Here is a 16,259-nt window from a genome sequence, read left to right as displayed (position 1 = left end):
TTGCTCGTCCGTCATCGAGCGGTCCGGCTCGACAGGCAGTTCGTTCATGGACAGCGACTCCACGGCGGTCTCGGACATCAAGCGTCTCTTCCTTGATCATCAGATCCGCCGTTAGTTTTACAGTCCCGTGAAGGGGAAAGCCTGATCATCCCGCCCACCGTCGACCCGGGACAAGCCGAGCAGACCAGGGCCACGGGTCAAGGGACGTCGCCTGGGTGGCGGGCGGGAGGATTGATGCCAACGTCATGCTCAGCAACAATGCCTGGGACACCGCGCGGGCGTCATCATCGCCCGAGAGGCAGGAGCTATGGTCGTTGACCTCGATGGCAGCCCACGCACGATGACTGCCCGCGCGACCATCGCCGCCAGTCCGAAACTTGTGGCCGACTTTGTCGAGCTCCTATCCGAAGCTCGACAGGGTGGGGAATAGGAGGCACCCAGCGGAGGTGGGCTCAGGAGTAAAACTATGGATCTTCATCGTGAATCTACGGCAAGCCAGTGACTTATGTCCAAGCTGAGCTTACCCGCCGTCCTTCCGCCGAGGCGCCTTACTTCTCGACTCCGTTCGACTCGTTCTGCCGTCTTAGAGCGCGGGCATAGCCCCAGCGCCATATGAACATCGCTCCGATCAGCCAGAGAAAGGCGAGCACGAGAGAGCGCGCTGAAAGGTACGCCGCCGTGATCCTTTCAGGCCCTTCAGTGATGTAGTCGACGACCAGCTCCACCAAGAAGAAGAGCACGATACCGGCAGTCCACTTGAGCAGGACACTGCGTAACTCTTTACTCCAGACCTTCGGACGAATCTCCATACCCGTCGCCCCTTCGCCGCGGCCAAGTCGAGCATTCGATTTGTACGGCTTCAACCTAACGCCTCCGGCGGGGCCCTCCAGCTGCGGGGATGATCATCGCTTGGGCCTGTAGTCCGTAGGTCGCTGAGGTGGGAGCCTGATCATCCCGCCCACCATCGACCCGGGACAAGCCGAGCACACCAGGGTCCACGGCGACGGGGTGGTCAAACGGCGGCGTGTGCGTCGCTCGAGAAACACCAGGCCGAGGGCTGATCGCCGTGCCATTAGCGTGCCATTAAGGGCGGTGGCGAGGGGGCAACCACGGCACGCACGACCGGCCCTAGCCTCAGGTCGTCGCCCCACCAAGGCAAGATGCCTGCAATTCCCGAGCTGACCGTGACAATTCGACCTCTATCGCTCAAGGAGCCGACAATTAGGGCGTGACGTACGCTGCCCCTATGGAGCCTCAGGCAGTGGATTGGGCGGCGATCCCAGGACCGAGGTGGTACCGGCCGGAAACTGTCGCGGATGCCTTTACGGCCTTGCTCAGAAGTACTCGTGATGACCTGGATCAAGGGGGCGGCATTCGATCGGCCGTGGGAAACGATCACGCTGGGACGCTCTACCCAGCAGCCGTCGCAGGCACCGACGTGTTGCTGGAGATCATCACCGAGCACCCTGGGCTGCCGAGGCAGACTGCTCTTTGTGTCTTGCTCGATTGGTGGGGATGTTTCCAGCCTGAACCAGGCTATGAGTCGTTCACCGATCACGAGGGTGAGACGATCGATGTCATCACGGCGATCGTCGCGCGAGTCGAGCAGGCCGTTGGCACCCTGAAGACGATCGCGGAGCAGGACTCCAACGCCCGTGGCCTCGCCCGAGAGCTGCTCCGCGCTCAGAGCCAGGGGTGGGCACTCACCGAATAGGGCCTGGGTAGGGATGTCGCTGGCGTGCCCGCTGCGTGCCCGTTCGCACGGCGATCAGCGGGGCATCACGGGATTCACGGGTACTCGACCGGCATATGCCCAGGTCAGCGTTTCCTGCCCCCGACGTTGCTCAGGTAGGTGGTGGGCGGGCGATGTCGCGACACGAATTGATCCACATTCTGAAGGATCACCTAGCCTTCGCCAGTGACTGCTAATAGTGGCCGGACGGCTGGTCCGCGGTGGTCGACACGTACATCTGTGCCTGCGCAGCGCGCCGCCGTACCCCGACCCTCCGCCCGCCGGCCCCGCCGTACCAACCGAACTCCCCGACCAGGGTTGCCACGCCGCCGCACAGATGCAGCCCTACGATTGCCCTTGCATAGCTGGACGCGGTACGTGCTTGAGGGAGCGTGGCTCCGCGTTTCCTCTGGTCACGGACCTCTTCCCCGTCATTCGCCCTTTCCAAGAGTTGCAGCGCCCGCTGAATCAATGCCGCCGCCTCATTGTCATCGAAAGCCGTCGACCCAGCACGGTTTCCCGTATACCGTCACCAGACCTGTGCGCTACCAGGTAACCGTGATCTCACCGTTCAGCACCTTCGTAGCGTTGGCGAGACGAGCCTCGTTAAGCGCCTTGATCGTGTCCAACCGGCCACGATGACTTTTGATGATCTTGTTCTGGTACTCCGTGTACACCGCCTGGCGGACGCCGTAGTAGTTGACGTCCCGGCGGCATGTGGAGTCCGCGAGCGCGGTACGGATCTCCTCCGGTGTGCCACGTCGCAGATCTATGTGGTCATTCGCGGCGGTCGTCGCCCATCGCGGGTCGCCTGTCGCATCGGACGTGGTCCGATAGTGAAAGCCCGCCCGTTCCATGCAGTCACTCCAGGACCGCTCGGCTGCCGCGATCCGCTCGTCCCGAAAGGCCGCCCCGGCCGCGTCGGACGCCAGCCCAGGAACCTCGTCCTGATTGAACCTCTTCACGATCTCGGTGGCGGGGACGCCCTTCGCTCCCTGGTTGAGCACTCTGTCGGCCTTGGCCTCGCATCCACCGGGAGGCACCGCCGTGCCACGGAATCGTTTGATCTTTCCAACGAGCACGCGGAACTGTTCATCCGTCACCGAGTACGGCTCGAAACCGTCCATCGCCTTCACCGACGTGTACCCGGGTGGCCCGGCATAGCCGTATCGGCCGACCTGCCGTCCTTCGATCCATCCCAGGTAATCGGCGTTCCGGGGATAGATCGCCGGTTCGACGAAAGGTGCCTGAAAATCGATCTGGTACTGCCGCAGGCATTCTGTTATCAATCCGAACCGGGCGCGCAAAACCTGTGCGTCATCGACCGGGCCGAGTTCGTAGACATCCAACGGCAGCACCAGGTCAGCTGCTGTCTTGGACGTAGCAACGCCCTCTCCGAACATGCCACCGACCAGACCGCACCCCGCAAGCGTGGCTCCACACAGCACAACCAGGGCATTCCTGAGACTTCCACGCACTGCCGTAAAGATCATTAGCTATTTTTAGCCGACTGGTGAGAGTCACGTCTGCCGAAATCCAGAACGGAGCGACAGCGTCGCGCACCGAGCCCCCATAGCCGCTGTGCCACCGACAGTGATCGTGCCACGGCCGGGTTGTGGTCGTGGTCTTTGTTCGAGGAGTCTCGGCGCCTCATCAAGCCGTGATCGATGCAGTTCTCAAGCCGACAGCGCGGCTTCGATTCCCGTCACCCGCTCCACGTACGAAAGCCCGGGCAGGCAGGCCGGTCGCTTCGGTGTCCGGACCTTGGCCTTATACGAGATTGGTCGATCTTCACGGGCCCCGTCACCCGCTCTCATCGTGAACGGCCCAGGTAGGGACATGAGTCTCGACCTGGGCCTTGCCTGTTTCCGACCGCTTCGATCTTCGCGGGTGACTAGCTCTTGATCAGCTTGCCGGGACCAGTACGCCCGCCCTGGGCCTCGCCGTCGTTATCGTCACGAGCTTCGAGTCGCCGATCGATGGCGTCCTCTGACCGCGTGCTGGTAGATCATGGCCGCCCGTACGTTGTCGTGTCCCGTGCGCGCCATGAGGTCCTTGAGACCCACACCGGACCGGCGGGTCAACGTGTCCCTATGTGCCGCAGGTCGTGGAAGTGAAGCCTGGAAAGCCCATCTCCGTGACGACGTCCACCCACCGGATGCGAGTGTTAAACCCGCTGCGGCGGATGGGGCTACTCTCGGCCGCTGGGGATAAGAGGGCGCCTGAGTCATCCTGCACGTACGTGTCGATGTGCTCCTGGAGGACGGGGACGATGCTCTAGGGGATGCCGCCGGGACGTTCACGTGCGGCATGTACCTGGCTCTCTCAGTGCAGGTCCAGTTCAGTCAGGTCCAGCACCCCAACCCTCTGGCCATCGCTTTCCTCGCCCGTGAGCTGAAACCCGAGCTTCCGGTAGAAATCTTCGGGTCCGCCTTCTCCCGGCTCCCACGTGACATACATGTGCCTACCACCGCGACGCTTGACTTCGGCGGCCACGGCCCTGACAGCGAATCTGCCGACGCCCTGCCCCTGCGCCTCGGGTATCACGTTGAGGCGCCACAAGCCTGACCGGAAGTCGACTCCCTTACCGTTCCAGTCAATCTCGAGAAAGGCCATAAGGAACCCGACGGGACGATCGCCGTCCAGAATGAGGCGCGGCCAGGCCACATGCGGCTGCACGTAGGCCTCTGCGAGAGACTTCGCCACCGGTGAGACGAAATGCTCCTGGTCGGGACGGACTTTCACCGCGATGGCCATCTCAACGTTGGCAGGGGTGATAGGCGCCAGCCGTAGTGACTTGTTCATGAGAGAACCATAGGGCGGAGATTGTCATGTCTGCGTGTCTCGGAGATCCCATGACCGGGCGGGGTACAAACTCTCGGGACAAGCAACTCCGAAGGTCGCACTGCGCGTCTCTTGGGGATCCCTGGCCCCGAGTGTCGCAAAGGCAGCCTCGGTCCGCCCCGAAAAGCACATGCCTTCGGCGGAGGCACGGACGTGTTGCTCGACATCATCGCCAGATGCCCCGGACATCCGAGGAAGATCGCCTTGAACGTCCCGCTCGACGAGCGGGGATGCTTCCAACCCGAACCAGGCTTCGAGTCCTGCACCGACCAAGAAGGGCAGAACGTTCATGTGATCCCTGCGATCGTCCGGCGAGTGGGGCTGACGGTCGGCGCCACGGGCCGCGGAGCTTGATCAGCTCGGTCTTGTACAAGGCGGTCCGCGATCCGTCAGGGCGTTGTCGAGCGTGCCGATGGACGCGTCGATCCCGGTCGCCGGCAGGTGCGTGGTGAGCCGACGTCCAGTACGAGGGTGGTGTGCGCGGTGGGAGAGGCGGCCCAGGCGCCGATCGTCATGGTGACAACGACTCAGAGGTCAGGACCCGTGCGACAGATCCGGCTCGGGAGGTGGGTGACACTCCGGCTAGATGATCTGTTGTTCTCCGATGCCTATTGAATCGGAAACTTGTGGTCCGGGCCCTGCCATTCGGGCGGGAGTTCGTCGATCTGCAGGTCGGAGAAGATCAGGGTCAGGTCGTGGGCGTTGGCCTGGATCCGGACTTCGTGGAAGTCGATGCCGACGGCTGCGGCCCAGTTGCGGGCGGTCGGTGAGTCGGTGATGAGCGTGGCCCCCGGGCAGAGATCCTGCCAGTTGACGCCCCAGACGTATCCGTCGAGGTCGACGCCGGTTTCGTAGGTGATGAGCCGGTCGTCGAGGGACGTGCGCCAGGTGTCGGCCGAGACGGTGGTGGTGCAGGTGACCTGCACGCAGTGACGGAACAGGTAGCGCAGCGTCGCCGGCGCGATCCCGCTCCTGGGGTCGGCGGTCGTGTGGATCACGAGCTGGTAGTCGCGCATGTAGTTCGTGAAGCCATGGCGCAGCAGGGCCTGGTCGAAGACGTCGTCCAGGGCCTGCTGCAGCTTCACCGGATCCATGCACGCAGTTCTACCCGACAGTGTGATCTTTCGGTCAGCGCTGAGGCTTGCGGACTTTGAACCGGGCGATGGGCTTGGTGGTGGTGGCGAGCGACCTCGGCGATGACCCGGGCGGCGCGGGTGATGCGGAAGGTGCCGTCGGCTGCTTCGACGGTCACGGTCGCTCCGGCGTGGCTGATGCCGACACCGACGTGCTGTCCGGCGATGGCGATCTGGCCGCGGCTGCTGACCCGCCGCCAAGACCGTGGTGGTGGCAGTCAGTGGGCCCAGCCGGGCGGACGAGCCGCCTGCCCTCTCCGCTTCGGACTTCGGGAAGTGATGGTGGGGTGTTCAGACGCTGAGGTCTCCCGACGGGCGATTGGCGCCGAGATCGGTCGAGCCGAGGGGCGGGCGTCCGTCGAGGCGGTTGTGGGCCAAGCGCCGGCGTTCCGTCGGCAGAGCGTACGCGGTCATGGCCCTGTCCAGCAGATCCGCGTCGTACCCGTGCGTGGCCAGGTGGTCGAGGAGCGGTTCGTACCGGTCGGGGCGGTCGCGCAGGAGCTCAGTGGCCAGCCGCAATTCAAGGCGTACGGCAGGAACCTGGTAGGGGCCGCATGCGATCAGGACGTAGTGCTGCCAGGGGCCGCGGCCGATGCACTCCATGGCGCCGGAGTCAGTTTCCCTCTCGACCGTGCTGATCTCCACGTGGACGCCGTTCACCTCGTAGCGGGTGAAATACTGCGCGCTCTCGGGCAGCCAGGATGGCGTGTAGAGGCACGGGAAGGACGAGAGAGCGGCGGCGAACGCGTCCACGTCCTTGCGCCGGGCCACCAGGAGGTCGAGATCCCCGACAGGCAGCCGTACGCCTTGCAGCAGGGCCGCGCCGGTGCCGCCCACGCGGTACGCCGGGTCGGCCCCTGCCGTGGTCAAGGCGGTGAGAGTTGCCTCCAACGCCGACGTGACCTCCACGAGCCCCAGAGCTGCCGCACCAGTTCCCATGACGGTCAGCGTGCCAGACCCGGCACGGCTCATGTCATACGCCGGGATCGAATGCTTGGGACCGTCCAGCCGCCGCCGGTAGTGCTGGTCGAGCCGGGTGAGGCGAGCAGCCCAGCCCCGCAGAGCGGGGCCTTTGCTTGGTCAGCGGGTTTGGCGCTGTGAAATGAGAGCGGTCATCGCGTGATCCTTCGTAGCAACGATTCCAAGAAGGAGAACGGCGATGACCGCAAGCAACAGTATGACGCCTGTCCGTGACGGCCGCAGCAGATTGAGACCGTTGACCTGGTCACTTGTGATCCGTGGCGGCATGTTGATGTCGATCGCCCCGACCTGGACACTCCGCGGGCCGCGGAGTTCTCCCGGTTCGATCGCGGTCACGAACCTCCGCACAACCGCTCCAATCCCATCAACTGCACCCGCCCGCCGCTGCGCGCCGCGGCTTCCTGCAGCGCCCCCTCGCCCCGGCTGTCAGTAGCGCCGCTACCGCCTGGGGGTCCGTGCGGGTGGCCGCGACCAACCGTTGTGCCCACACTGCCGCCTCTCATGCGCGCCCTGCCGGCGTCGCAGCCGGGCTGCTTGCCATCGCGTACGCAAAGGCTAGGCGGGACGTCGGCGGACCTTGATGTCGCGCATGTCGGTCACCGCCACCCGCAGGACGTCGTACGCCTGCCCGTACGCGTCGAGTGCCGCGAGAGCGCGCCCGGTGGCGGCCTGCTCGTCGTCGTCCGGGCCGGCCGGCACCTGGCAGCGGAAAGTGAACGCCGACAGGGTGCCGTCGTGGGTGAAGGCGCCGCGCTCGGTGAAGGCCACCTCGGACGCGGCGAGCACGGCGGCGCGGCCGGCCTCGTCGAGGTCGCCGAACCTGCCGGAGATGATCACTCTGAACACTGGGGGTCCTTTCTGGCGGCGTACGTGAGGATGTGGCCGCCGAGCAGCTCCTCGGCGGTGTCGAGGATGTCGAGGACGGCGGCGGCGATGGCGTCGGGCCCCTCCCCGAGGGTCGTGCGCCTGCCGATCTCCGTGTACACGAGTGCGTGCAGGGCGCCGAGCTGCCAGGCCACCACGCGGGGCAGCGGGGCCGTGGGTGCGGCGCCGGTCTCCTCGGCGAGTACGGCGGCGAGCGCGTCGGTCATCTGCCGGCCGAGGTCCTCAAGCCGGGCCGTCAGCGTGGGCGCGGCCCGCATCATCTCGAAGACGCGGCCGAAACCGTCGGTCAGGCCCAGGCTGGGGTCTCGGCGCCGCACCTCGTCGCGCAGGGTGCGCAGCACGGCCGGTGCGGCGGCCTCGCCGGGCCGGCGGCCGCGCACCATGTCGGCGAGCCTCTGAGGGGACGCCTCGTCGGGCGGCAGGACGAGGTTCTCCTTCGTCTCGAAGTAGTTGTAGATCGTGTTGGCCGACACCCCGGCGGCGGCGGCGACCTCGGCGATTGTCACCTGCTCGAAGCCCCGCTCGACGAACAGCGCGAGGGCCGTCTCCCTGATGTGCCGCCGGGTCTCGCGTTTCTTGCGTTCCCGTAGTCCCTCGGAAGACATGGGGAAACTTTAACCAGACTCCATAGTTGGAGTCGACTGCAATTCGCTCCCCGTGATCGCCGGCCGACCGCGGCGCTAGGGTGAGGCCGTGATCAACAAGCCGCCCGGATTACCCTTCCTGGTCGTCTTCTCGGCCGCGGCGGCCGCGCTCCTGGCCGGGGCCAGTCACCCCTCCTGGTCGAACCTCGACGCGTTCCTGTACGGGCTCCCCGCCGGCTTTCTCCTGCTCACCTACTGGGCGATGCGGATGGCCTGGGCCGACCACAAGGGAACAGTGCCGGACGGCGTCTTCACCCGCTCGCTCATGCCGTGCTACATCTCCGCCGTCGTCCTGCTCGCCCTCGCCACCGGGGCGCCGTCCTGGGTCCGCTTCACGATCTCCGAGCCGGGCATGGCAGCCTACGTCAAAGCCGTGTACGAGAACCCCGGCCATGAACACCCGTGCCAATGGGCCGGCCTGTACCGGGCGTGCGACGGGACCCGGCACGAGAACGACTCCACAGGAGAAGGCGGCGTGGAGTTCGCCGTGCGAGACCCGTTCCTGCCCGACGGCAGGGGCTTCCTCTGGCTGCCCTCCGGCGAGCCCGGTGAGTACACGGACGGCGACGCCCACTACACCCACCTGACAGGCCATTGGTACAGCTACAGGTATGACCCCTCCTGGTGAGCCGGGGGCTGTTCCGTCAGGGCGCCGAACACGTAGGTTCCGGGGGCGTCCGGGTCGTCGCCGGCCCAGAACTCGGTCCAGTGGACGCGGAACTCGTTACGGGTGAGGTGGCCGTCGCCGTCCAGGTCGAGGCGCGGGAAGATCTCGTCGGTCGCCGAGGGCGCCCCGCTCCACGTCGCGATGAGCGCGCCGTACTCCGAACGGGAGATGAGGCCGTCGCCGTCGAGGTCGATGGCCTCGAACATCGCGTCGGCGGTGCCGGAGACGGCGTCGGTCATGTCGCCGAGCCCGTCCACGACGCGGAGCACCTCGTCCAGGGAGACCCCGTCGTCACCGGCGGAGGCGGCCTTGAGCACCGGCCACCAACCGGTCATGACGGAGGCCAGCCGCTCCGGGTCGGCGGAGCCCGCGACGGCCGTCCAGCGGCGCGCCAGCGCCTGGAAGTCGGCCTGGGTCAGCCGGCCGTCGCCGTCCACGTCCATCGCCCGGAAGACTCCGCCGACTTTTCTCCGCTGGAACTCACTGGCCACTTCCGCCTCCGCTCATCGGGAGACTCCATGCTGTCGAGCCGACACCGACCGTGACCATAGCCAGGTGAGTGACGGATCTGTCGCGTCCGTCATGACAATCTGGGCGGATGCGACAAGTCACTGTGCTCGGCAGTTGTGGCGCCTTCCCCGAGCCAGGCCGTGCCTGCAGCGGTTTCGCGGTGGACTGGGACGGCTACCGCCTGGTGCTCGACCTCGGTTACGGCACGCTGCCCCGGCTGCTCGCGCACTGGCCGGACGGCGCGGTGGACGCCGTCGTCGTCACCCACGAGCACCCTGATCACTGCATCGACCTGCACGGGCTGTTCCGGATGCGGTTCTACGGCGGCGCCGGTGCACCGAGGCTGCCGTTGTACTGCCCGCCCGGCGTGCTCGACCGGCTCGGCGGCCTGGAGCCCGACGTCGACCTGCGCGCGGTCTTCGACGTGCGTCCGCTGCCAGGAAGCCACAGGGTGGGCCCCTTCGAGCTGACAGGGCTGTCGCTCCCCCACTACGTGCCCAATGCGGGGATCCGCCTGGAGGCCGGCGGGGTCGCCTTGGCCTACTCCGGGGACACCGGCCCCACTCCGGTGCTCGCCGAGCTGGGCCGCGGCGCCGACCTGTTCATCGTCGAGGCCACCGACCGGGACGGCGAGACCGGTCGCTCCCCGCGCAACCTGCTGACCTCCGCCGAGGCCGGTTACTGGGCCGCACGGGCGGGCGCGCGGCGGCTGATGCTCACCCACTTCTGGCCGGGCAACGACCGGGACGCCGCCGTGGCCGCGGCCCGGCGCGCGTTCGGCGGTGACGTGCTGGCCGCCGAAGAAGACCTCAAGGTCACGGTCGGTACGCGGGCGGACTCCAGTGAATGACGCGGACCTGCCGCAGCCATTCCTCCACCACCGCGCGGCGGGGCTGCGCGGGCAGCGGGGTGTGCGCGGTGTCTAAGGCATGCGATGTGGACGCCAGCAAGTCGCGCGCCGCCTCGGTGTCCCCGTCAGCGACCCGCTCACCGAAAGCGCGGACGGCCTCGGGGTCGGGCAGGCGGATGGGGAGGTGCCCGGTCTCGTACAGTTCGCGGCCCTGGTGCAGGAGGCGGGCGAGGTGCCGGGCGTGCTTGGCGGTGCGCTTACGGGTGTTGGCCGAGAACGAGCCGTCGCCGCGCTGTTCGAGCCGGCGGAACTGCTGGGTGGCGTAGCCCAGATAGGCGTCGCGGACGCGCGGCGCCGACAGGAACGCGTCCCTGATCGCGATGAGCTCGTCGCCGAGCGGCGTACGGGTCTCGTACAGGTCGTCCGGCAACCACAGCAGCTCCATCACGGTCGGGTTGCCGCCCAGCGCGAGCGCGCACCACTTGCCCGCCTCGTGCAGCGTCCGGTCCGGGCCGGTGGAGACCAGGCTCTCCTTGGGACGGGTCAGGCCGACCAGGTCGAGCGTGGGGGCGGCGTAGACGCCGAGCCGGTCCACGTCGCTGCCCGGCCCGGCCAGTCCGTACGCGGTCGAGCCGACAATCCCGGCGAGTAACACGTTCGCAGTCATAGTGCTCCTCCAGCCATCAGCATGGATGTGATCACCCCGGCGGCGCACGCGGTTTTCAGCCGGCCAGGCCCAGGAGGACCGCCGCGCCGCCCAGGGCGAGCGCCAGCGGGTAGGCCCACCACCGTGGGGCCGGGCCGTCCCTGAGGACCCGCAGCCCCAGCGGGACCAGGGCCACGCACAGGCCGACGGTGGCGACGACGGACATCGGCCCGGTGCCCTTGAGCACGCCGAGCGGCAGGGCGCTCATCGACGCCAGGGCCACGGACCGGACGGGTCCGAGGACGCCCGCTCGCCACGTGCCCACGGCCAGCACGATCCACCCGAAGAAGATCGCGAACGACAGCGGCTGGAACACGTGGAACGCGCCGTAGGAGTCGGCGACGGCCTGCTGCGCCGTCCGCACCCCCTGGACGTCCACGAGCTGGAAGGCGAGATGGTTGACCCCGGCGTGGAAGGTCCTGGCGAACAGGCCGAGCAGGACGAGCGTCCCGCCCCACAGCGCCCACCTCGGCTGCGCCGGCCACACGCGCCGGACCAGGGCGATGACCGCCGGCCACAGCAGCACGTTCCCGGCGGCGAAGGCCCCGTACGACAGGCTCATCCTGGCCGGGTCCGCGGCGAAGGCGGCGAGCTGGGCGGGGAAGAAGCCGTCCGTGCCGGCGCGGAGCAGGACGCCGGCGAGCATCAGCACCGGCCCGAGGAGCAGCCCGGCCGCCTCGGCCCAACGGCCGGGGAAATCAACGGAGGGGGAGGTCATGCCGTCGATCCAACCGGTGGCGCCCGCGCCGACGCATTGGCGCACGGGCGAGCCTTCAGGGTGGACCTGGCACTACCATCCCGGTTCGGCCTGCAGATAGGCGAGGACCGCGAGCACGCGGCGGTGCCCGTCGACGGTCGGCGGGAGGCCGAGCTTGGTGAAGATGGCGGCGATGTGCTTGGCGACCGCCGCGTCCGTCACGAACAGCGCCCGCGCTATCGACGCGTTCGACCGACCTTCGGCGATGAGGGCGAGCACTTCGCGTTCCCTGGGCGTGAGGCGGTCCAGCGGGTCGCGGTTCCTGCTCAGCAGTTGCCGCACCACCTCGGGGTCGACCACGGTCGCGCCGCCCGCGACCTGGACCAGCGCGTCGGCGAACTCGGTGACCTTCCCGATGCGTTCCTTCAGCAGGTAGCCGACTCCGGCGCCGCGGCCGGAGGCCAGCAGCTCGGCCGCGTACGTCTGCTCGACGTACTGGCTGAGCACCAGCACGGCCAGCTCCGGCCGGGCCGCGCGCAGCGTGAGCGCGGCCCGCAGCCCCTCGTCGGTGAAGGTCGGCGGCATGCGTACGTCGATGACCGCGATGTCCGGCTCGTGCTCGTCCACGGCGGCGGTCAGCGCGGTGGCGTCCGCGACCGCGGCGACGACCGTGTGGCCGAAGCGTTCGAGCAGGCTGACCAGGCCCTCCCGGAGGAGGACGGCGTCTTCGGCGATCACCACGCGCACGGAATCTCCACGCTCATCGTCGTCGGCCCGCCCGCCGGGCTCGACAGCGCCAGTCTGCCGCCCGCCGCCGCGACCCGGTCGGCCAGGCCCGCCATGCCGGTGCCGCGCGCCGGGTCGGCGCCGCCGACGCCGTCGTCCCTGACCTCCACGACGAGCACCTCTCCGGTCAGGCGGCCGTGTACGCGCGCCCGGGTCGCCCGGCTGTGCCTGGCGACGTTCGCGAGGGCCTCGGCCACCACGTAGTAGGCGGTCGTCTCGACGGCGCCGGGCAGTCGCGGGAGGCGGACGTCCACCTCGACCGGCACGGGGGACCGCCCGGCCACGTCCCGTACGGCGGCGGCGAGCCCCCGGTCGGTGAGCACCTGCGGATGCACGCCGCGGATCAGCTCCCGCAGCTCGGCGAGGGCGCGCTGGGCCTCCTCGTGCGCCTCGGCCAGCTCTTCCGCGACCGGGGAGTCCGGCGGGAGGTCGAGCCGGGCGAGGCCCAGCCGCATGCTCAACGCGACCAGCCGCTGCTGGGCGCCGTCGTGCAGGTCACGTTCGATCCTGCGGCGTTCGGCCTCGAACGACTCCAGCAGCCGGGCCCGCGAGCGCAGCACCTCGGCCAGCTCGTCCGGCGCGATCAGCGCCCTGGTCACGGCTCCGCGCGCCCCGGCCCAGGCGGTCAGGACGTACGCGGCCACGGGAAGCAGCAGCAGCCCCGCCCCGGAGACGGCCACGGCCGCCGCGAGCTCCCCGTCCCCCTCCAGAGGTTGCAGGACGGGCGACAGGATCAGCACCACGGGACCCGCCACGGCGAACCCGGCCACCACCAGGTCGATCCACCAGAGCGCGAGCAGGCAGACCACGCCCAGCACCGCCTCCCGCCGCGACAGGCCGCTCTTCCTGGCCGGCGGGGCGAGGTCCACGAGCCGCAGCCGCCACCACTCGAACCTCGCCACGAGCGGGGTCAGCGCCGCCACGGCGACGAGCCCGGCGACGGCCGTCAGCGGCGCCGGCCCCACGAGGGACACCGTGACCGCGGCGGCGGCGACCGCGATCCCGGGCACGACGCTCGCCAGCAGGTACGCGAGCGACCGCCAGGGCCAGACCGAGCGGAGGAAGGAGAGCGGCCGCCGGGCGAAAGCCTCCAAAGCGGTCGAGGTGCGCACGATCAGACGACCTCATCCGCGCGGGTCAGCAGCGCCCGCCGCTCCGCCTCGCTGTGCGTCCGCGCGGCGGCCTCGCGGAACAGCCCGGCGGCCCGGGCCCGGTCCCCGGCCCGCGCGGTGAGATCGGCCTCGGCGGCCAGGGCGAGCGGATAACCGTCCAGCGCGCCGCCCGAACGCGCCTCGGCGAGCACGGCCAGCCCCGCGCGCGGGCCGTACGCGTAGCCGTGGGCGACCGCCCGGTTGAGCTCGACGACCGGGTTCGGCTGGAGGGCGGCGAGCCGGTCGTAGAGGCGGGCGACGGCCGGCCAGTCGGCGTCGCCGGTCGCCCGGGAGTCGGCATGGCAGGCGGCGATCCTGGCCTGCAGCACGTACGGGCCGGTGTGCCGCAGGTCGCGCAGCAGGCCGGTCGCCTCGGCGATGGCGGCGCGGTCCCAGCGGGTACGGTCCTGCCGGTCGAGCGGGACGAGCTCGCCGTCGGCGCCGCGGCGGGCGTCGCGCCGGGAGTTCTGCAGCAGGAAGAGCGCCAGCAGAGCGCGCGGCTCGCCCTCGCCGGGCACCAGGCCGGCGAGCAGCCTGGCCAGCCGGATCGCCTCGGCCGCGAACGCGGGCTCACCGTCGGCGTCGTAGCCGGTGGTGAACAGCAGGTAGAGCACCGCGAGCACGCCCGGCAGCCGCTCGGCCAGCGCGGGCCCGCGCGGCACCCGGTAGGGGATGCGGGCTTCGGCGATCTTCGTCTTCGCCCGGGTCAGCCGGCGGGTCATGGCGGACTCGCTGACCAGGAACGCCCGCGCGACGTCCCGTGTGGGCACCGCGCAGATCGTCCGGAGCGTCAGCGCCACCCTGGCCTCCATCGCCAGCGCCGGGTGGCAGCAGGTGAAGATCAGGCGCAGCCGGTCGTCCACGACGTCCTCCCCCTCCTCCGGCGCGGGTCCGCCGGTGGCCGCGGTCAGCGCCAGCACGGCCAGCTCGCGCAGTTTGCGGCGTTCGACGGACGCCCGCCGCAACTGGTCGAGCGCGCGGTTGCGGGCCACGGTCATCAGCCAGCCGCCCGGATTGTCGGGTACGCCGCTCTCCGGCCACCGCGACAACGCCTGGGCCAGCGCCTCCTGCGCGCAGTCCTCGGCGAGCGTCCAGTCGCCGGTGATCCGGATGAGCGCCGCGACAATCCGCGTGTACGCCTCGGCGGCCGCCTCCGCGACGGCCGCGTCGGCGGGATGTCTCCGGTCGGGTGCGGTCACTGCTCGAAGTCGGCCACCGGCCGGAGCTCCAACCGGCCGCCGCGCGCCATCGGATGCGCCCGCGCCACCTCGATCGCCTCGTCGAGATCGGCGCACTCCAGCAGGTCGAACCCGACGATGATCTCCTTCGTCTCGGTGAACGGCCCGTCGGACACCAGCAGCTCACCGTTGCGGACCCGGACGGTGGTCGCCGCGGTCTCCGGCGCCAGCTGCATCCCCTGCAGCCGCTGCCCGGCCGCGTCCCGCTCGGCCACCCACACGTCGATGTCGGGGTAGGCGGCGGTGTCGGTGTCGGGCTCGGTGTCGGTGCAGACGAACATCATGTACTTCATCGCGCTCTCCTTGGTCGGCTTCACCCTGATGACGTACGGCCGAGCCGGTTCCGGACAGGTGCCGCGAAAATTTCTCCTCAGCCGGTGTGCAGGACCCGAAGGCGGTCGGGTCGCGCCGGGTCGCGGTCGACGACCTGGACCGGGGGCCACGCCCACTGCCAGACGCCGATGCCCGGCACGCGGGAGAACACGATCGTCCCCCGGGTGCCTTCGACCGCGACGCCCGGCCAGGCCGCGCCGCCGCCGCCGGTGCGCAGCGCTTCGGCGAGCACGGCGATCGTGTCGTACCCCTCGAAGGCCACGAAGGACGGCGGTTCCGGCAGCCGCTCGCGGAGGGCCGCCGCGACCCGGGCGCCGAGGGGGCCGAGCCGCTCGGGCAGGTAGCGCAGGAACGGGATCCCGGCGCCGTCCTCGCCCAGCGCCGCCTCCCACGCGGCGAACTCCGGCTGTCCGGCCGGAGCGCCCATCGTGATCCCGGCGAGGCGGGGGTCGCGGCGTACCGCCCTGACGATCGACACCGCCGGCTCAGGGTGGCCGACCAGGAGGAGGAGGGCGGTCGCGCGGCTGCCGGCGAGCGCGTCGCACACCGGGGCGCTCATGTCGAGCTCGATGACCTCGCCGAGGTGGTCCCGCAGGATGCGCGTGCCGGACGCCCAGTAGACGCTCGGGTCGGCGGCCACGGCGATCCTGGTGTGGCCCGCGCCGAGGAGGAAGTCCGCGTAGATCCGCCAGCCGTGGGACTGCGCCGGGGCGAGGCGCGCGACCTGTTCGGCCGGCTCGTCGGTGAGCGCGTCGAGCACCGCCGACGAGCAGAGGAACGGCAGGCCGAGGGCGTGGGCGCGGGCGGCGGCGGCACGGGCGACGACGCTGTGGTACTCCCCCGCCAGCGCGGCCACGCCCAGCCGGGCGAGTTCGTCCACGGCCGCCTCCGCCCTGCGCGGATCGGCGGCGGTGTCGCGTACCAGCAGTTCGAGCGGCTTTCCTGCGATCCCGCCCGCGTCGTTGACCTCGCGTACGGCGAGCTCGGCCCCGGCGAGCAGGTGGCGGCCGGCCTGGTCCCAGCCGGGCGGGGTCAGCGGCGCGAGGACGCCGATCCGGACGGACGAGCCGTTCATGCGTGCAGGTCTTCCGAGCCCATGACG

The 16,259-nt window shown here is 69.5% G+C and carries 19 protein-coding genes; 3 read left to right on the top strand and 16 right to left on the bottom strand.

Going from position 1 to position 16,259, the window contains the following annotated elements:
• Positions 1-548: 548 nt before the first annotated feature.
• Positions 549-809, bottom strand: coding sequence for a hypothetical protein (locus ACBR40_RS35320; RefSeq protein ID WP_371251548.1), 261 nt, complete (start codon positions 807-809; stop codon positions 549-551).
• A 437-nt stretch (positions 810-1,246) separates the two neighbouring features.
• Here ACBR40_RS35320 and ACBR40_RS35315 point away from each other — a divergent pair, with 437 nt between their 5' ends.
• Positions 1,247-1,714 (top strand): hypothetical protein, encoded by a 468-nt coding sequence (locus ACBR40_RS35315; RefSeq protein ID WP_371251547.1) that lies wholly within the window; start codon positions 1,247-1,249, stop codon positions 1,712-1,714.
• A gap of 563 nt (positions 1,715-2,277) precedes the next feature.
• On the opposite strand, the gene ACBR40_RS35310 is transcribed toward ACBR40_RS35315, so the two are convergent.
• The 7 genes from ACBR40_RS35310 to ACBR40_RS35280 form a co-directional block, all read right to left on the bottom strand.
• On the bottom strand, positions 2,278-3,135 hold the full coding sequence (locus ACBR40_RS35310) for a hypothetical protein (RefSeq protein ID WP_371251546.1): 858 nt from the start codon (positions 3,133-3,135) through the stop codon (positions 2,278-2,280).
• Positions 3,136-4,057: 922 nt separating this feature from the next.
• Positions 4,058-4,537 (bottom strand): GNAT family N-acetyltransferase, encoded by a 480-nt coding sequence (locus tag ACBR40_RS35305; RefSeq protein WP_371251545.1) that lies wholly within the window; start codon positions 4,535-4,537, stop codon positions 4,058-4,060.
• A gap of 647 nt (positions 4,538-5,184) precedes the next feature.
• Positions 5,185-5,670, bottom strand: coding sequence for a hypothetical protein (locus ACBR40_RS35300; protein ID WP_371251544.1), 486 nt, complete (start codon positions 5,668-5,670; stop codon positions 5,185-5,187).
• Positions 5,671-6,000: 330 nt separating this feature from the next.
• Positions 6,001-6,579 (bottom strand): hypothetical protein, encoded by a 579-nt coding sequence (locus tag ACBR40_RS35295; RefSeq protein ID WP_371251543.1) that lies wholly within the window; start codon positions 6,577-6,579, stop codon positions 6,001-6,003.
• A 210-nt stretch (positions 6,580-6,789) separates the two neighbouring features.
• Positions 6,790-7,026 (bottom strand): hypothetical protein, encoded by a 237-nt coding sequence (locus ACBR40_RS35290; RefSeq protein ID WP_371251542.1) that lies wholly within the window; start codon positions 7,024-7,026, stop codon positions 6,790-6,792.
• Positions 7,027-7,245: 219 nt separating this feature from the next.
• A complete protein-coding gene (locus ACBR40_RS35285; protein WP_371251541.1) occupies positions 7,246-7,536 on the bottom strand; it encodes a DUF6204 family protein in 291 nt (96 codons plus the stop codon).
• Complete coding sequence (locus tag ACBR40_RS35280; RefSeq protein WP_371251540.1) at positions 7,524-8,180, bottom strand: TetR/AcrR family transcriptional regulator; 657 nt, start codon at positions 8,178-8,180, stop codon at positions 7,524-7,526. The genes ACBR40_RS35285 and ACBR40_RS35280 overlap by 13 nt, the downstream gene beginning before the upstream one ends.
• A gap of 88 nt (positions 8,181-8,268) precedes the next feature.
• Here ACBR40_RS35280 and ACBR40_RS35275 point away from each other — a divergent pair, with 88 nt between their 5' ends.
• A complete protein-coding gene (locus tag ACBR40_RS35275; protein ID WP_371251539.1) occupies positions 8,269-8,847 on the top strand; it encodes a hypothetical protein in 579 nt (192 codons plus the stop codon).
• On the opposite strand, the gene ACBR40_RS35270 is transcribed toward ACBR40_RS35275, so the two are convergent.
• Positions 8,823-9,377 (bottom strand): EF-hand domain-containing protein, encoded by a 555-nt coding sequence (locus ACBR40_RS35270; RefSeq protein ID WP_371251538.1) that lies wholly within the window; start codon positions 9,375-9,377, stop codon positions 8,823-8,825. The genes ACBR40_RS35275 and ACBR40_RS35270 overlap by 25 nt on opposite strands.
• A gap of 107 nt (positions 9,378-9,484) precedes the next feature.
• Between ACBR40_RS35270 and ACBR40_RS35265 the strand changes: the two genes are divergently transcribed.
• Complete coding sequence (locus ACBR40_RS35265; RefSeq protein WP_371251537.1) at positions 9,485-10,246, top strand: MBL fold metallo-hydrolase; 762 nt, start codon at positions 9,485-9,487, stop codon at positions 10,244-10,246.
• Here ACBR40_RS35265 and ACBR40_RS35260 read toward each other — a convergent pair.
• The 7 genes from ACBR40_RS35260 to ACBR40_RS35230 all read right to left on the bottom strand — a co-directional run bounded on the left by ACBR40_RS35260 (position 10,212) and on the right by ACBR40_RS35230 (position 16,232).
• On the bottom strand, positions 10,212-10,913 hold the full coding sequence (locus tag ACBR40_RS35260; RefSeq protein WP_371251536.1) for a DNA polymerase beta superfamily protein: 702 nt from the start codon (positions 10,911-10,913) through the stop codon (positions 10,212-10,214). The genes ACBR40_RS35265 and ACBR40_RS35260 overlap by 35 nt on opposite strands.
• Before the next feature lie 55 nt (positions 10,914-10,968).
• Complete coding sequence (locus ACBR40_RS35255; protein WP_371251535.1) at positions 10,969-11,670, bottom strand: hypothetical protein; 702 nt, start codon at positions 11,668-11,670, stop codon at positions 10,969-10,971.
• 72 nt (positions 11,671-11,742) lie between these two features.
• Positions 11,743-12,396 (bottom strand): response regulator transcription factor, encoded by a 654-nt coding sequence (locus tag ACBR40_RS35250; protein WP_344207979.1) that lies wholly within the window; start codon positions 12,394-12,396, stop codon positions 11,743-11,745.
• Positions 12,384-13,547 (bottom strand): sensor histidine kinase, encoded by a 1,164-nt coding sequence (locus ACBR40_RS35245; RefSeq protein ID WP_371251534.1) that lies wholly within the window; start codon positions 13,545-13,547, stop codon positions 12,384-12,386. The genes ACBR40_RS35250 and ACBR40_RS35245 overlap by 13 nt, the downstream gene beginning before the upstream one ends.
• 2 nt (positions 13,548-13,549) lie before the next feature.
• Positions 13,550-14,785 (bottom strand): RNA polymerase sigma factor, encoded by a 1,236-nt coding sequence (locus ACBR40_RS35240; protein ID WP_371251533.1) that lies wholly within the window; start codon positions 14,783-14,785, stop codon positions 13,550-13,552.
• The gene (locus ACBR40_RS35235) at positions 14,782-15,117 is read right to left on the bottom strand and encodes a YciI family protein (RefSeq protein WP_344207982.1); all 336 of its coding nucleotides are present in this window, start codon (positions 15,115-15,117) and stop codon (positions 14,782-14,784) included. Before ACBR40_RS35235 ends, ACBR40_RS35240 begins: the two co-directional genes overlap by 4 nt.
• Positions 15,118-15,194: 77 nt before the next feature.
• Entirely contained in the window at positions 15,195-16,232 is a 1,038-nt protein-coding gene (locus tag ACBR40_RS35230) for an ABC transporter substrate-binding protein (protein ID WP_371251532.1), read from the bottom strand.
• Between the last annotated feature and the right edge of the window lie 27 nt (positions 16,233-16,259).

This window comes from Nonomuraea sp. AD125B (assembly GCF_041402765.1).
In the GTDB taxonomy this organism is placed as follows: Bacteria; Actinomycetota; Actinomycetes; order Streptosporangiales; family Streptosporangiaceae; genus Nonomuraea; species Nonomuraea bangladeshensis.
This window is presented reverse-complemented; position numbering and strand designations above follow the sequence as displayed.

Coding starts and splice junctions, on each gene's coding strand:
- ACBR40_RS35235 (WP_344207982.1), bottom strand. CDS start 15,117: ATGAAGTACATGATGTTCGTCTGCACCGACACCGAGCCCGACACCGAC.
- ACBR40_RS35315 (WP_371251547.1), top strand. CDS start 1,247: ATGGAGCCTCAGGCAGTGGATTGGGCGGCGATCCCAGGACCGAGGTGG.
- ACBR40_RS35265 (WP_371251537.1), top strand. CDS start 9,485: ATGCGACAAGTCACTGTGCTCGGCAGTTGTGGCGCCTTCCCCGAGCCA.
- ACBR40_RS35280 (WP_371251540.1), bottom strand. CDS start 8,180: ATGTCTTCCGAGGGACTACGGGAACGCAAGAAACGCGAGACCCGGCGG.
- ACBR40_RS35230 (WP_371251532.1), bottom strand. CDS start 16,232: ATGAACGGCTCGTCCGTCCGGATCGGCGTCCTCGCGCCGCTGACCCCG.
- ACBR40_RS35305 (WP_371251545.1), bottom strand. CDS start 4,537: ATGAACAAGTCACTACGGCTGGCGCCTATCACCCCTGCCAACGTTGAG.
- ACBR40_RS35310 (WP_371251546.1), bottom strand. CDS start 3,135: ATGTTCGGAGAGGGCGTTGCTACGTCCAAGACAGCAGCTGACCTGGTG.
- ACBR40_RS35255 (WP_371251535.1), bottom strand. CDS start 11,670: ATGACCTCCCCCTCCGTTGATTTCCCCGGCCGTTGGGCCGAGGCGGCC.
- ACBR40_RS35300 (WP_371251544.1), bottom strand. CDS start 5,670: ATGGATCCGGTGAAGCTGCAGCAGGCCCTGGACGACGTCTTCGACCAG.
- ACBR40_RS35320 (WP_371251548.1), bottom strand. CDS start 809: ATGGAGATTCGTCCGAAGGTCTGGAGTAAAGAGTTACGCAGTGTCCTG.
- ACBR40_RS35260 (WP_371251536.1), bottom strand. CDS start 10,913: ATGACTGCGAACGTGTTACTCGCCGGGATTGTCGGCTCGACCGCGTAC.